This window comes from Nocardia sichangensis (genome assembly GCF_047200615.1).
GTDB classification, from domain to species: Bacteria; Actinomycetota; Actinomycetes; order Mycobacteriales; family Mycobacteriaceae; genus Nocardia; species Nocardia sichangensis.
The window spans coordinates 51,331-65,652 of record NZ_JBJZOK010000036.1; the positions used below are offsets into that span (position 1 = coordinate 51,331).

13 protein-coding genes and 4 pseudogenes are annotated in these 14,322 nt (G+C 66.3%); 9 read left to right on the plus strand and 8 right to left on the minus strand.

What is annotated here, in order from left to right; all coding sequences use genetic code 11:
* Positions 1-62: 62 nt before the first annotated feature.
* Positions 63-605, minus strand: coding sequence for an FAD-dependent oxidoreductase (locus ACL03I_RS34220; RefSeq protein ID WP_412808022.1), 543 nt, complete (start codon positions 603-605; stop codon positions 63-65).
* A gap of 51 nt (positions 606-656) precedes the next feature.
* On the opposite strand from ACL03I_RS34220, the pseudogene ACL03I_RS34225 reads away from it, so the two are divergent.
* A pseudogene (locus ACL03I_RS34225) lies at positions 657-1,094 on the plus strand (TetR/AcrR family transcriptional regulator C-terminal domain-containing protein); the annotation flags it as partial.
* Positions 1,095-1,726: 632 nt separating this feature from the next.
* Positions 1,727-1,933: a hypothetical protein gene (locus ACL03I_RS34230; RefSeq protein WP_412808023.1), complete on the plus strand. Its 207-nt coding sequence runs from the start codon at positions 1,727-1,729 to the stop codon at positions 1,931-1,933.
* 516 nt (positions 1,934-2,449) lie between these two features.
* Here the strand turns inward: ACL03I_RS34230 and ACL03I_RS34235 are convergent.
* Both ACL03I_RS34235 and ACL03I_RS34240 read right to left on the minus strand, forming a co-directional pair.
* On the minus strand, positions 2,450-2,905 hold the full coding sequence (locus ACL03I_RS34235) for a DUF6802 family protein (RefSeq protein WP_355078090.1): 456 nt from the start codon (positions 2,903-2,905) through the stop codon (positions 2,450-2,452).
* A 361-nt stretch (positions 2,906-3,266) separates the two neighbouring features.
* Positions 3,267-3,908 (minus strand): maleylpyruvate isomerase family mycothiol-dependent enzyme, encoded by a 642-nt coding sequence (locus ACL03I_RS34240; protein ID WP_412808024.1) that lies wholly within the window; start codon positions 3,906-3,908, stop codon positions 3,267-3,269.
* Positions 3,909-3,978: 70 nt separating this feature from the next.
* Here ACL03I_RS34240 and ACL03I_RS34245 point away from each other — a divergent pair, with 70 nt between their 5' ends.
* Positions 3,979-4,905 (plus strand): MerR family transcriptional regulator, encoded by a 927-nt coding sequence (locus ACL03I_RS34245; protein ID WP_412808025.1) that lies wholly within the window; start codon positions 3,979-3,981, stop codon positions 4,903-4,905.
* Between the two features lie 538 nt (positions 4,906-5,443).
* The gene (locus ACL03I_RS34250; RefSeq protein ID WP_355078093.1) at positions 5,444-7,036 is read left to right on the plus strand and encodes an HD domain-containing phosphohydrolase; all 1,593 of its coding nucleotides are present in this window, start codon (positions 5,444-5,446) and stop codon (positions 7,034-7,036) included.
* Positions 7,037-7,245: 209 nt separating this feature from the next.
* Here ACL03I_RS34250 and ACL03I_RS34255 read toward each other — a convergent pair whose 3' ends face one another.
* On the minus strand, positions 7,246-9,060 hold the full coding sequence (locus ACL03I_RS34255; protein ID WP_412808026.1) for an ABC transporter ATP-binding protein/permease: 1,815 nt from the start codon (positions 9,058-9,060) through the stop codon (positions 7,246-7,248).
* Positions 9,061-9,316: 256 nt separating this feature from the next.
* Positions 9,317-9,544: a hypothetical protein gene (locus ACL03I_RS34260; protein ID WP_355078095.1), complete on the minus strand. Its 228-nt coding sequence runs from the start codon at positions 9,542-9,544 to the stop codon at positions 9,317-9,319.
* 196 nt (positions 9,545-9,740) lie between these two features.
* Between ACL03I_RS34260 and ACL03I_RS34265 the strand changes: the two genes are divergently transcribed.
* A complete protein-coding gene (locus ACL03I_RS34265; protein WP_412808027.1) occupies positions 9,741-9,884 on the plus strand; it encodes a hypothetical protein in 144 nt (47 codons plus the stop codon).
* Between the two features lie 77 nt (positions 9,885-9,961).
* On the opposite strand, the gene ACL03I_RS34270 is transcribed toward ACL03I_RS34265, so the two are convergent.
* Entirely contained in the window at positions 9,962-10,135 is a 174-nt protein-coding gene (locus ACL03I_RS34270; RefSeq protein ID WP_355078096.1) for a hypothetical protein, read from the minus strand.
* 810 nt (positions 10,136-10,945) lie between these two features.
* On the opposite strand from ACL03I_RS34270, the gene ACL03I_RS34275 reads away from it, so the two are divergent.
* Positions 10,946-11,431 carry a hypothetical protein gene (locus tag ACL03I_RS34275; RefSeq protein ID WP_355078097.1) on the plus strand — a complete coding sequence of 162 codons (486 nt, stop codon included), beginning with the start codon at positions 10,946-10,948 and terminating at the stop codon, positions 11,429-11,431.
* A gap of 19 nt (positions 11,432-11,450) precedes the next feature.
* A pseudogene (locus ACL03I_RS34280) lies at positions 11,451-11,780 on the plus strand (Mu transposase domain-containing protein); the annotation flags it as partial.
* 5 nt (positions 11,781-11,785) lie between these two features.
* Here the strand turns inward: ACL03I_RS34280 and ACL03I_RS34285 are convergent.
* A pseudogene (locus tag ACL03I_RS34285) lies at positions 11,786-11,976 on the minus strand (ATP-binding protein); the annotation flags it as partial.
* A 26-nt stretch (positions 11,977-12,002) separates the two neighbouring features.
* On the opposite strand from ACL03I_RS34285, the pseudogene ACL03I_RS34290 reads away from it, so the two are divergent.
* Together ACL03I_RS34290 and ACL03I_RS34295 are read left to right on the plus strand one after the other, a co-directional pair.
* A pseudogene (locus ACL03I_RS34290) lies at positions 12,003-12,250 on the plus strand (ATP-binding protein); the annotation flags it as partial.
* A 129-nt stretch (positions 12,251-12,379) separates the two neighbouring features.
* The gene (locus ACL03I_RS34295; RefSeq protein WP_355078098.1) at positions 12,380-12,940 is read left to right on the plus strand and encodes a TetR/AcrR family transcriptional regulator; all 561 of its coding nucleotides are present in this window, start codon (positions 12,380-12,382) and stop codon (positions 12,938-12,940) included.
* A gap of 38 nt (positions 12,941-12,978) precedes the next feature.
* Here ACL03I_RS34295 and ACL03I_RS34300 read toward each other — a convergent pair whose 3' ends face one another.
* Entirely contained in the window at positions 12,979-14,100 is a 1,122-nt protein-coding gene (locus ACL03I_RS34300; protein ID WP_412808028.1) for an alpha/beta hydrolase, read from the minus strand.
* Positions 14,101-14,322 lie beyond the last annotated feature (222 nt).

Genomic DNA, 14,322 nt, shown 5'->3' on the forward strand with positions numbered 1-14,322 from the left:
GGATGCATCGTCACCGTGCCGCCCACGGATTGCCTTACCCATGTCCGGATGGGGCTTCGAGGTCAGCCAGAGTCAGCACCTTCGGTTTGTGTCAGGCCGGTTCTGTCTGCGGGGCGATGGCGGGCAGCGCCTGAGGTTGAAGCGGACGGCCTCGGCGCCGTATTCGAGCATCTGGCGCTCGTAGTCGCCGATCGCGCCGAGGAGATCGCGGCCGCCGGTGCGGCAGCGGCGGAGCAGGTCGGCGTCGCGCAGGCGGTGTTGGCGCCGTTGCCTCCGGTCGGTGAGGTGGCGTGGATGGCATCGCCGAGCAGCGTGACCGGACAGGGCGACCAGCGTTCGCCGGGCTCGACCACTCGGATGGAGAGCAGGGTGCTGTTGTCCGGATCGGCCTGTTCGATCAGCGCCCGCAGGTCGGGGTGCCGGCCCGGCATCCTGGACAGCACGGCCTCCTGTGGGGTCGCGGCGCCGAGTGAGCCGTTCGGCGGCACGATCGTGGCCCAGCGCACGTAGTCGCGCATATCGGGCAGGGTCACCTCGGGTGCCAGCGCCTCGGCCGCCTCCTTCGGCGGGGTACGGAAGCGCATCGCGCCGAGCAGCAGGCTCACCCGTCCCCGTCAGCAGGCTCAGCGCAGCGATCGTAATTCCCGAACCGGACCCGGCCCACGTGGCGCAGTCAGCTGCTCGACGTGTTCACCGAGATCCGCGACCAGTACCTGGAATACCCCGGCGTCTCGCGCGGGGCACTGGCCATGGTTCCCACCAACCTCGAGGCGTTGCGGGGCCGGGAGGGGATGTTCGCGAGCCTGCTCGCGGGCGGGATCGAACCCCGGATTGCCGCCTGGACGCTGGACGCACTGTCCCTGTACGTCAGCGCCTACGCCCTGGAACAGTCACTGGTCCAGCACCGCCGGAAATACCCGGATCAGGAGTACGTAGTCAGCCGCGCGGAGCTGGTGCGCCGGTTCACCGCGCTGCCCGCCGACACGTTTCCGCAGACCCGGCGCTATGCCGCCGAGCTGATCTCCGGCACCGAGCCCGACCGCTTCGCGTTCACTCTCTGCCTGATCATGAACAACCTCAGCCCGTCAGCCTGACAAGTTCTCCAGCCGGGCCAGGATGCGACGGAGGACACACTTCTACCAGTGCTTCCGTCCTTCTCGACGGTCGACCGCGCCGTGGGCGATCAATCGGTTGCGGGTGCACCTGGTCCGCCTCTGGGCGTTGTCGAGAAACACCCGCCGAGCACCGCGGTGCACAGCATCCGCCCGGTCGATGCCAACGGCCGCGTGATCGACAAAGCCGTGTTGACGGCGCTGGACTGGCGGCCCGGGATCTGCTGTCGTGGCGGATCGCCGGCGGGTTGATCGTGATCACCCGCCCTGGTTACGGCCGCCGCGGTGTCAGCAAGTAGGGGCACCTGTCGCTGCAGGCGCCGGTCCGTCGCGGCGCGGGCATCCGCATCCACGATCGGGTCCTGCTGGCCGCCGACCCCCACCAGGCGCCGTTCGGCCGCGCTGAGCCGACCCGTGATCACTCCGTGGAGTACCTGTCGCGGCAGGCACTCCACGCCAGCCCTGCAATCAATGCCACAACTCCGAAAACAACCGTGCTGTCACGGTCAACACAGTCCTTCTTCGGCCGCCTTGTCCTCGACACCGACGGAACCTGCACCTGGCCAACGTATTTCAGGCGCGGCGCAGTAGTGTCACGCTATAAACTCCCCGTCATGGTGAAGTATCTGATCAGTGGGGCGATGATCGCGGCCTTCTCCTTCGGCGCGGCTGGTTCGGCGGCGGCCGATGAAACCGTTGACTACTACCCCACTCACGGAGCCTGTGTCGCGAATGGGGTGGCTAAATTCGGTCAAGAAGAGCTGGGTAAGACCTGGTTCTGCCGTCAAACCGGCGGCCAGTTCGAACTGTTTCGCCGCTGAGGGGGATACGGTATCGGGGTGGTTCCGCGCCCGCGACGAGATCGATTCCGCCGCACCCGCCCGGAGGCCGATGGATCTCTCGGTGACCGACTACCAGCTGGTAGCTGTTTCAGACGCTGCAAAGTGCTGACGGGAGTGGCTATCCCGCCGAATCGACAACCATCCGCGTGGTGTCGTGCAACGAGTGTCGGCGCAGTTCCGACATAGCCCGACCCGCGCTGCCGCACCCTCCCTCAACGGGATGGCTTGCCAACCGATCTCAAAAACTCCTCGTCCGCGAACCCCCGCGTCGCCACGAAACCCGAACTCCAGCACACCGACCGATCTCATCGGCAGACCCGCCGAGCGCCGACCAAGCCCATCCGCAGCCCGAGCCGCTGCAAGATGTCTTCGTGGTCAAGCCATCGTCGTTCTTTCAGTCACAGCTTTCGCATCCAACCACTGCAGCTGTGCTGACTCATGAGGTTGGTTCCGCGATGGCGATCTCGAACGTCAACTGTCCGAAGGCGGCACCGCTCACATGCCCAGCCGCCCCTGATCCGTCCGAATCCACTCCGAGGTTCCGTCCGGGTGTCGATGGAACTCCCAGGCGGTATAGTCGCCGTCCTTCTCCACCACCTTGACGTGATCGGCGAAGCCGTCGTGATCGACGTCGGTCCACACCTGCATGGCATCGTCGCCGGTGATGGTCACGCTGTCGAGCAGACCGTCTTGGTCGATGTCCTGGGTGGGATGGTGCAGCTCGACGGCGCCGAGGCCGCCTAATTCGGAGTGCGCGTCGATATGCGGTAGATCCAGTCCCGGCAAATCACCCGACGTGACCATGGCCCCTGCTTTCTGGCGCCATGCCTTCGAAGAACTCGGCCAGCATCGGCCCAGAGTATCGAGGTCTTGCTCGCCATTCAACACCTGGTATGACTGATCGCCGAATTCCAAGCCAGCCCAGTTGCTGGCCGCGCTGTCGACCCACAACGGACTCCACACACCCACCGCCGATACCACCGAGCGGCGAGGCCCTCGACCGCGAACTGCTCTACCCGCCAGCGGTATTCGACACCTTCGGCCAATTGTTCGGACGGCTGCACGACGGCAGCGCCGAAGAGGAACGGACCAAAGACCCTGTACTCCCGGCCCCTGATCACCAGCCGGTGCTCGCGTCCTTCTGGACTGGTTCCCACCACTCGGCGAGGGCACGCGCCAGCCATTCACTGGCTGCGGTGCCCTCCCCGATGTCATGGTGCACAGCGTAAGTGCCATGCAGACGCGTTCGTATATTCCGACACTCTGCCCATGCGACGGGCGCGGAAAGACACGAGCTCCGAATTGTCGCCGGCTACCGAAGGTTCAGTCGCGGGACGCCCTCGCCCGTGAGGTGCTCCCGACCGGCGCGGCGACCGGTGATCAGTAGGAGCAGGGAAGCGGCCGGGCCTTCGACGAGGGGGCCGGTGCCGACGGTCCAGCCGGTGTCGGTGTCGATGAGGCGATACCGGGACAGCTCACGGGCTCGGAACCCATTCGTTTCCCAGATTCTTTCGAGAGCCGATCGCGCGGCATCGACGGGCATCGGCCGATTGATGCCGAGGGGCACCGCGATGTCCTGGCCGTGGACCAGCAGGTCCATCAGTCGGTCAGCGGCGGTGGTGCCGATCGGCGTCGCACGCAGCGTCATCCCGTCGCGCAGCGCGGCGAGCAACTGGGTGGACGTGGCGCGGTCGGCGAGACGGATGGCGGTCTCCCGGATGGCGCGGTCGAAGTTTCCGCGGGCACGGAGCACGTTGACCAGAATCCAGGCGAGGCCAGGGTTCGCGGAGAGCACGAGGTGGGCGACGACATCACGGACCCGCCAGCCCTCGCACAGGGAACTGTGGTTCCAGTCGGACTCCGACAGAGTTTCCAGAAGCTCGACGAGGCTCGCCCGCTCGGCGGCGACCGCTCGCCACATCCGGTCGTTCGTCATCGTTGTGCTACCGGTCATCGGCTTGCTCCTTCTCAGCGGGGTGTGCCAGTACGGTAGGAACTCCACCCGGGTGGAGGTTCCAGCAATCGTGACCGACGACACACGACATACCGGCTCGGTGAGCATCGGGGAGTTGTCGCGGCTGACCGGTGTGCCGGTCCGCACCATCCGCTTCTATTGCGATCACGGGATCTTGGATTCGCACCGCACATCCGGCGGACACCGGATCTTCGATTCCGGCACCGCAGTCGATCGGCTGCTGCTGGTGCGCCGGCTCCGTGCGCTCGGGGTGTCCTTGCCCGCGATAGCGGACGTTCTCGCCGGCACCGTCTCCCTTGCCGACGCGGTCGCCGCCGAACGTCGCGCGCTGGACACCGAACTGGCCGCGTTGGCATGGCGGCGTGCGTCGTTGCGGGCCGTCGAAGACGCCACGTCGGCCCAACGGGCCGCTCGCTTGGAAGTGCTGGCCGCAGTCCAGGACCGCCACCGCACACACGACGCGATCGTGGCGTTCTGGCGACGCGTACTCGCACCCATCCCACCGGGGCTGTTCGACGAGTTCATCGCGATGAACGTGCCCGACCTACCGCACGACCCACCTGTCCTCCACATCGCCGCCTACGCCGAACTGGCATCTCTCCTCACCGTTCCCGCGCTCTACACCGAGATCTCACGCCAGTTCTGGCGATCGGACCGGACTACCATCCGCCACCAGCGCGAGCTCCTCACCGGCGTCGCTCAGGCATGCCAGGCCGCAGGCCACCGGCTGCTCACCGGTCAGCCGCCTCGGCCCGGCCCCGAGCTCGACCAGTTCGTCGACGCCCACGCCGCCGCCCGCGGCACCCGCGACACGCCACAGTTCCGCCAGGAACTACTCAGCGGCGCAACCGACGCCGATCACCGCGTCCTCCGCTACTGGCGCCTCACCGACCGGATCACCAACACCCCCACCGTCGGCGCCGCGCACCACTGGCTCTACCTCGCACTCACCCGATCCGTCGACTCACCCAGCTGACGACACGGCGCCCGGAGCGCCTTCCACGTCCGCGCATTGCCTCGACGCAACGCCGCCGTTTTCGCCCCCGTGGAACTCCGGCGACCCGACAGATGAGGGGCGACGCCGAGACGCGCGCGGACGCGGACTATCCCAGGGCGGGATACGGGACTTTCTCGCTAAAAAGTGTTCCGGCGGTTTCCCTGGGAGTGTCTGATCTCCGGTCGATCTGATCTCGGTCTGACTGGCCGAGCCTGAGCGTCACCTGCTCCCCACCGCCCACACCCTCCATCCGACTCCCAAAAGTGGCGGCGGCCGAAATCGTCGAAACGCTGCGCCAGTGGGGCGCCCACTCCCCGACCGTGGACGGGCAGCCGTAGAGGGCCTGGTAGAGGTCTGCTTTGTCGGATCGGGCAGCTGATTCACGACGTCGGCGTGTGTAAGGCACGTCCCTGAATCGGCATCGGATGGCTTGATCTTGCCGTGGGGCCCGCGGGCTGATCAGGCCGGTGTCTCGTCTTCCGCCGAGACGACCGTTGTTCGGGTGGACAATGGGAAGATGCACCCGCACGGGACGCTGCCCGGCTCGCGGAAGGGTCTGAGTAGAGCTGAACTGCTGGCCGCGATATCGCTTGCGATCGACCTCGGTCTGGGTCAGCCGATGGAACACATGCTTCGGTCGTCCTTGATCGCGACACGGATCGCCGAGCGGATGGGGCTCGACCTCCAACAGCGAGCGACCGTGTACTACGCCAATCTGGTCGGGTGGATCGGTTGTCACGCCGATTCCCACGAACTCTCCGCGCTCTTCGGCGACGACATCGCCTTCCGGGCCGACACCTACACGGTGGACATGACCGGCCTGCCGTTTCTGCGGCTGATGATGAGTCATGTTGGACGCGGATTGCCGGGCTGGGAGCGCGGCCTCCGTGCCACCACCTTTCTGGTCGCGGCTCGCGGCCAGGTCGCCACACTGATCCAGTCGCATTGCAGTTCCGCCCGGGTTCTCTCCGATCGGATGGGCTTGGACGGGCAGGTCGGAAAGGCGCTGGCCTATGTCTTCGAACGCTGGGACGGCCGGGGATTGCCCAACGGTTCTCGCGGCGAGGATATCCCGGTCGAGATCCACATCGCTCACGTCGCAGATGTGATCGAGGTACACCTGCGGACGGGTGGGCTCGAGCACGCGAAGGATGTGCTCCGTTCTCGGCGCGGCAGTCAGTTCAGTCCAGCCGTGGCGGCGGTGTTCGATCGTGACGCGGCGGCCATCGTGGACGGGTTACTCGAAATCGACGTATGGACCCACGCGTTGGCCCGAGCACCGGATCGTGACCGAACCCTGACGGCCGAGGAGAGCGACGAGTTACTCGAGGCTATGGCTGATTTCGTCGATCTAAAATCTCCTTTCACACTGGGGCATTCGCGTGGCGTCGCGAATCTGGTGGCCGCGTCAGCCCGACACCTGGGCATGTCGCCGTCGGACATCACGCTTCTCTACCGTGCCGGCCTAGTGCACGGCCTCGGCAAAATGGGAGTGTCCAATCAGATCTGGGAGAAGAAAGGGCCGCTCACTACGGCTGAATGGGAGCGGGTACGGATGTATCCAGATCTGACCGGCCGGATACTGAGCCGAGTTAACGGCTTGGAGTCGGTGGTGCCCGTCGCGATGAAGCACCGGGAACGGATCGACGGGTCCGGCTTCCCCCGGGGGATCGCCGGCGCGGAGTTGACCGCCCAGGACCGGCTGCTTGCCACGGCGGAGGCTTATCAGGGACTGCTAGAGCCGCGGCCCGACCGGCCGCCGCTCGATCCTCGCGACGCTGCCGATCAGTTACACAAGGAGGCACGTGCCGGACGCTTCGACGCCGAATCGGCTGCGGCCGTGCTTGCGGTGGCCGGTCCGCGAATATCGCGGCGGACGCCCTGGCCGGCCGGGCTGACCGACCGCGAGGTGCAGATTCTGCGACTCGTCGCGCAGGGCCGCTCGAACCGAGAAATCGCCGCCGAACTGTTCATCGCCGAGAAAACGGCACGGAACCACGTCGAACGCGTCTACACCAAGCTCGGTGTCAACAACCGCACGCAGGCCAGTCTCGCCGCGATCGATCGGGGTCTGGCTGGCTTCCCGGTCAACGCGGCCGTGGGAGATTGAAGCAGTCGGACCGATCACCGGTCGGCCGAGCTGACAGCGCGCGTCCGGTTCGTGGCCCAGGCAGCGACTCGGTGCCGTTTCGGCCCTGCACTCGTACCGACGGGCCGGTCTGGACGTCAGACTGTGCACTCGGAAGTGCGGAACTGCCGCACGCCCGGGTCCCGCCGACATCTGTTCAGACATATGGCGGGACCGACTGCGCTGGGCCTTCATCGCCGGGACGCGCCGGGCCGGGATCGACGATCCAAGACCCATACCGTGGCCAGCATGAGGCCACCGGCAAACGAGGCGAGCGCGATGAGACTGGCGCCGGTGCCTCCGTGGAAGGTGTCACCGTAGGCGGACATGGCCGGCAGCGTGGCGGTGTACCGGTCGAGATCCAGGTCGCGACCCAGCGCTTCGAATGCGTGGCGGTTGGATAGGCCGAGACTCATCAGGCGTCCCGGGAAGGCCATCTCGTCAACGGGGACTATGGCGCCACCGAACAGAACCTGAGGGAAGCAGAGCATCGGCAGGGCGAGGGCGGCCTGCGCGGCGTTGGAGACCGCGGCCGAGGCGAGCAATCCGAGGGCCAGTGCCGAGGCCGCCTCGATCACAATCGTCAGAAACAGGAAGGCGGACACGTCCCACCCAACGGCGGGGAGCCGACCGAGCGCCCGCAGCACACCGAGGAGCACCGCGCTCACTCCTGCCAGCACCGGAAGCAGCGCTGTCACCTTGGATGTCACGTAGGCGCCCACGTTGAGTCCGGCCAGGCGCTCCCGCCGGAAGACGGCCATTTCCCCGACGATCTGGAGCAGGCCGTACGTAAGGCCGAAGAAGAAGCCTGCAAATGCGATCCAGAACACGATCTGGGCCGGGCCGAGGTCGGCTTCGCTATGCGGATCGAACGCGCCGCGCTTGAACAGCGTCGCCATCATCGCGGTGACCAGCACCGGTGACCCGAGCAGGACCGCCAGGGTCAGCCGGTTGCGAACTAGAACATCGACATTGCGTTGGGTAAGTAGCCACCATTGCCGGACCGGGCCCATGCGCTTCACGTCTGAACTGGTGGCAGGTGCGGGCGTTAGAGCCGAGCCGAGCCGGGCTTTCGACTGCCCACCGCTGTCCGCGAATCGCTTCGCCCAGATCTTGGGGGTGTGCTCACGAGCCAGCCGGTCGTACACCTCGGCGAGATCCTCCACGCCGAAGTAGCGCCGAGCCTCGGCCGGGCTGCCGGTGAAAGCCAGGTGGCCGTCGCGCGCCAGAAATACCACCCGGTCACACCGGTCGATGCCGGCCGGCTCATGCGTCGTGAGGACGACTGTGACTCCGCGCTGGCTGAGTCGGCGCAGCAGGCGCATCACGTCGGCGGCGGTCGATGGATCGAGTCCGGAGGTGGGTTCGTCGAGGAAGAAAAGGTGCGGCCGGGTCAGTAGCTCCACGGCGATACTGGCCCGCTTGCGCTGGCCGCCGGAGAGCGCACGGACCGGCACCTCGGCCCGATCAGCCAGGTCGAGATCATGCATAGTCTCTTCGACCACCTGGTCCGCCTCGGCCGCCGATGTGCCTGCGGGCAGCCGCAGCCGCGCTGCGTAGCGCAGCGTGCGGCGCAGGGACATCTCGAGGTGGATGATGTCCTCTTGGGGCACGTAGCCGATACGAGAATCGGCGCTGACTCGGGCCCCGCGCACGACGCCGTCATGCCGAACCTCCCCGGCAGATGGTGGTCGCAGTCCCGCGAGGATCTCCAGCAATGTGCTCTTTCCTGCGCCACTGCCGCCGGCAATGGCGACCAATTCGCCTGGTTCGATCGACAACGACAGCTCCTGGAGAATTTGCCGCGTCCCGACCTTCCTGCTTACGTTGACCGCATCGACCCGCCCGCCGCCCGGCACGCCGAGTGCGTGATCTGAAGTTCGCTTACCGCCCAGCTCGACGGTCGGTGGTTCGAATGTCGATTCGGTCGTGACCGGTGATCTCCGTGATTCCTGAACTTGCTTTGTCATGCCCTGATCATCGGTCCGCCGCCTCCGTGGTCGCATGAGGCGTTTGCCTCAAATACGCCCACCAAGAATCGATCACCCCACCGGGCAGCGGGCCCACGCGCTAGCCCGAGCGACAGGGTGTGCGGGGTGGCCGGGTCGGGCTGAGCATGGTCAGCTGCCACAGCAGTAGTCTGGACTACCTCACGTGGCTGATACCCGACCTGACCGCCTGGACACGCTCCCAGCTGATCATCCGTCTCCAGCGCCCGGCCGGGGTGAACGTCTGCTCGGGCGACGCTATCGGCGCGGATATCTAGGCGCGCTGTTCGACGTCCAGGACGTACTCGAGGTCGCGGATGCGGTCGGCGGCTTCCGGCGAACAGCAGATGACGACGCGATCGGCGCCGCAGAGCTCGACGGGCTCGGCATCGACGGTCTGCAGCCAGTCGAAGAACACCCCTCGAACGCCGCCGTGTGGCGCACTCTCGTCGCGCAGGTATGGGTCGAGGCGAACGAGGTAGGTCCGGTCGCGCACCGCCATGACGCTCTCCTCCGATCGTCCGACAACAATCGGCATGCAGCGTCCGGTCGTCCCTTCAGGTGACTCTCATCCGTCCGCTGTTCGCCGTTTTCGGTGTTCGAGTGTGATACCCAGTTCATGCGGCCGCACGCGATCTGCAACAGAATGCCCGGAGGCGGCCCAATGCCAAGAGAACGGATCGGTGGTTCAGCCTGGCTTGACGGCGTCCCAGGGCACCCACTACCGGACACCTCAGTCGAACCTGCCTGCACCGGTGGAGTGCATGTATTCGATTACTGCACTGTTCGTCGACGGCGCGATCGAGGACGGCAGCGACGCCGAGTTCGGCTCGACCGGGTAGCGACCTCTGCGGGTGCGTCACAGGTCGTTCTCACCCGGATCATGCCCCGGGCAGCGTCCTTGGGTGCCGAGTTTGTTTCAACGCACACCTACCGCACCCTGCTCGACCACCTCGTTACCGGTGCGCTCTCGTTCCTGCTGTCGGCCGGACATATCCGCTTCTCCCAGGCCGCCGAGGCGCGACGGCGCGTTGCCGAGGATCGCCCACTCGGCCGGGTCTTGCTTGATGTTGCGGCAGCTTGTCTGGTTCACCGATCGCGCGGCAGGACACGCCATGGAGCTTGCTCGGTGGCGGTTGTTGCCAGAGGTGGGCAGTGCAACCCGCTGGCGGGCCGCGGTGAGTGTTTACGCTGCAGCCAGCGGTCCGCAAACGAGGCGCCGAAGCGCTCGAAACCTTCCCGGGCCAGCCTATGAGAGCCCTGGCGGTAACCAGGAGAAAGAGGGTCTGAAGTGAATTTCTTGTCGATTCTGTCGCTGCTGCTCAGCGCCGGAAGCAGCGTACTGTCCCTCGGCAGCAGCGGGCTCTGACCGCAAGGATCCGACCTCGCTGACACACCGATCCGACTGGGGCCGGATGGCCCGACATCAATCGAACGAACTGCTTCCGCATGGTGCCCGGCCGGTGAGCGCTTCCGCGCCGTGCGGCGTGCGGTTGGTCCGGCCACGGTCGGATCGGGCCGGGTAAAGGTTGCTGCTGGTAACCGGGTGCCGGGACAGTATGAGGGACCAGAGTGCTTCTAGCCGCCTGCGACGTGGTGCGAGCACCAGTCCGTTTTCGATCAGGTCGGTGGCAATCACCATCGTCCGGCGAACCAACATTCCTGGTCGCGCGGCGACGCTATGAGGTGACGCCGCCCTTCCGCGACAGGATGGGACGCACCGGCATTCGGTGCACGCGGCGCGTGAGCGCCTGCGACGACGACACTTCGAATGAGTGCCAGCATTCCTGGTACCCGCAGTGGGCGAAGCGATCCCGACCAGTATCCATGCCAGACGTTACAGTGACTCTACTAACGCGACGACACTTGTAACACCGGCTGCCGGTGATCCGACAAACCGGACATGTCTCTCAATCGCAAACAGCCGCAACGGTTTTTGGCTCGCGCAGGTGTCACCGCAGCGTTGACCGCCGCCGGGATGGTCGGGTTCGCCGCGCCATCTCCCGCGGTACCACATGACCCGGGCTTTCCGTTCTCGCCGACGCTGACGCGCCTGGTTCCGACCAGCTGCTCGGCGATCATCGACGCGGTCACCGTGCGACAGGAGAAGGCCGGCACATTCGGCGTGCGGGTGAACGTCACCCAGACCGGGGAAAACTGCTCGGACTGGAAGGTCGCTGTGCGCTTCAAGAACCTCGATACCGGGTACGCGGACGGGCAGCAGCACCGCGTCGTGAACGGTGTCGTTCAAGACACGGTGGACGGCGTCATCGTCGGTTTCGGCACCGCTCCGGGCGTCGGCCGGGTGGAGGCTCGAATCGTCGCGCTGGACTCGAACAACAGAGAGATGGAGCAGATCTCGGGTACGGCGACGTTCACACTGAACTGAGCGCAAGTGCCGTCTCCAGCGCCGGCATCGTCGCCTGGGGTGCCGGCCGGTGGACCGGTGGCCCGCGGACCGAGCGGCGATGCTCGAGCTGCCACCGGTGGATCCGGTGGTCGGCTGGCGGACCTCGACCCGGCGGCCGCGGGATCATTATGTGCGCCTGGACTCCAACGACTATTCGGTGCATCCGGCGGTGATCGGCCGCCACGTCGATGTTCGCACCGACCTGAGCGAGGTCGTGATCACCTACGGCGGCGCCGAAGTCGGGCGCCACCACCGTTGCTGGGCTGCGCATCAGACGCTCAGCGATCCCGATCACGTGGCCGCGGCGAAAGACCTGCGGCGTTCCCGGCATCTGGCCTCGGATTCGAACGGGATATACCCCACCTCATCGATAACGAGCAGCGGAATCCGGCCCAGCTTAATCAGCTCTGCCTGCAGTTTCCGGCCGAGTGAGCCTCGGCCAGCCGCGCAACCCATTCCGGGGCGGTCGCGAACGCCACCCGATGCCCGGCCTGGCAGGCGCGGATCGACAGCCCGATCGACAGATGCGTCTTGCCGGTTCCGGGCGGCCCCGGAAACACGCGAGGCCGCGAACCTGTTCTTCCAGCTGGTCTCGTCCCGGTATGAACGGGCAAGTTTAATCGTGACCAGCAACAAGCCGTTCGGCCGCTGGGAGAAGTGTTCGGCGACGACGTCGTCGCCGCGGCCATGATCGACAGGCTGGTCCACCACGCCGAGGTCATCTCCCTCAAGGGCGACAGCTACCGGCTCGAGGACCGCGACCTCGGCCGCGTCCCCGCCGCCAAGACCAACACCTGACCCCGAACGCGCGATATGCGGCATTTGAGGATGTTCGTCGGACCGCCTGCTTGACCGTTCGCCTGCCGGGGCCATTCTTGGGGGCTGGTCAAGATAGCATCGGGGGCTGGCACTAGGTCAGGACTGGAGATGCCTCGCAACAGACGTCCGCAGGATCGGGAAGAGAAGCGCGCAGAGATCGTGGTGGCTGCTCGGCGGTTGTTCGTCGAGCAGGGATACGACGCGGCGTCGATGTCGCGGATCGCCCGCGACGCCGGAGTCGTGTCGAACACGCTGTACTGGTACTTCCAGGACAAGGACGCGGTGTTGATCGCGGTCCTGGACGCGGTCCTGGCCGACTCGATGGCCTCCTACAGCGAAATGCTCGGCTCGGGGCTGGCTGATCGGCTGTTGTGGCTGGTCGAGGAATTGGAGCAACTGGGCCGGTTGGTGAGCACGGTGCACACGCGCGCCAAGGAGTCCGCGTCCATTCACGAATGGCACGAGCAGTTCCACGCGCTGGCCGAAGGATTGTTCCGGGCAGAGCTGATCGAGCTCGGCGTGCCCGCTGACGAACTGGATCCGCTGGTCGCGATCGGCGTCTTCGTTGTCGAAGGCTTGCTGACGCATCCGACGGAGCAGGCCCAGCGGCGCGCGGTGATCGAGACGTTGCTGAACAGCGCTCGCAGTCTCGCCGCGGCCGCCGACTGAGTGCCTGCTCTCCGCACGCCCACGAGCCAGGGGGCGACCTACTGCGTGTTGTGTGCAGTGTTGTCGAATTGTGTTGCCAGGAAATAGATTTGGTCACGCACGGCGCGTTCGAAGTGCTCGCCCAGGTAGATGCCGAAGTGGTCGCAGGGGTAGTTCTGGACGTGCACGTGTGCCAGGCCCTGCGCGCGACGCTTCGTGGTCTTCGCGGGCGCGGCCGCGTCGTTGTCGCAGACACACAGCAGCGTCGGAGTGCTGAAGCGAGCCAGCGCGCGACCGGGCCGATCGAGCGGGAGGTGCAGCACCAGCCGTGCGGCCAGGGCGTTGGCGGCATCGAATTCACCGTCCGGGCCGCGCAGTACACCCCATATGCTGTCGCGACCGACACCGGTCACGGGTTCTTCCCCACCGTCGATCTCGGTCAGCGCGATGTTCTTCGACACCTGAGCCCGCACCGACGGCAGCCGTTTCAACAACGCGCTGGTGCGCCGCGAGAGCCGGGTCCCCGCAGGCAGGAGTGCGGAAGCACCGGCGAGGGCGTCGGGTGAGGCCACGAACGCGGGCATCCAGGACGTCCCCGCCATCGGCAACAGGATCGGCTTCGCGCCGAACCAGGAACCGACCGTGTCGAGGATGCCTGCCACTGTCAGCGCTACCACGCTCAGCGGGCCGGTCCGGATACGCGAGCGCAACGACGCCGGTCCATCGGTGAAGGGGCACTGGGCCACGACCGCCGCGATGCGGGTGTCTTCGGAGGCGACCTGAAGGACATGTCCGCCGCCGAAAGAGCTGCCCCACAACGCGATCCGGTCGACATCAACCTCCGACAGTGTGCGTACGAAGGCCAGGGCGGCATGCCAATCGGCGCGTTGGCGGCCGATATCGAGGAGTTGGCGCGGTGCTCCGCCGCTGGCCCCGAGGTGACGGTAGTCGAACACCAGCACCGACCACCCCGCGTCGGCGAACCGTTGCGCGTAGGCATCCAGGCGCATCTCCCGCACCGCCCCGAGCCCGTGTCCCATGATCACCATCGGGCGCGGACCGTTCAGGTCGGGCGCGGTGTACAACCAGGCCGCGCACTCGTCCTGGCCAGAGGCGAACGAAACCTCACGCCGCCGCACCGCTACCGCCTCGCGCCGATCGGCCGGCCCACTCATTTCCATGACTCGCGTCCTCCCGCTTCACCACCACTCTTCTTGGACGCCATCCAAGAAGCAGGTCGCAGCTACGGTAAGGACTTCTTGGGCGTCAGTCAAGAAGGTGGCGGGGTCACTGATCCACGTTGGCGGCAACTCAACCGCCAAATTGCGCTGTAATCCGCATTAGCCGGACGCCGTCGGACTCGGATGGGTCACCGTTGAGCGGGAGAGATGGGTCACGGTTGG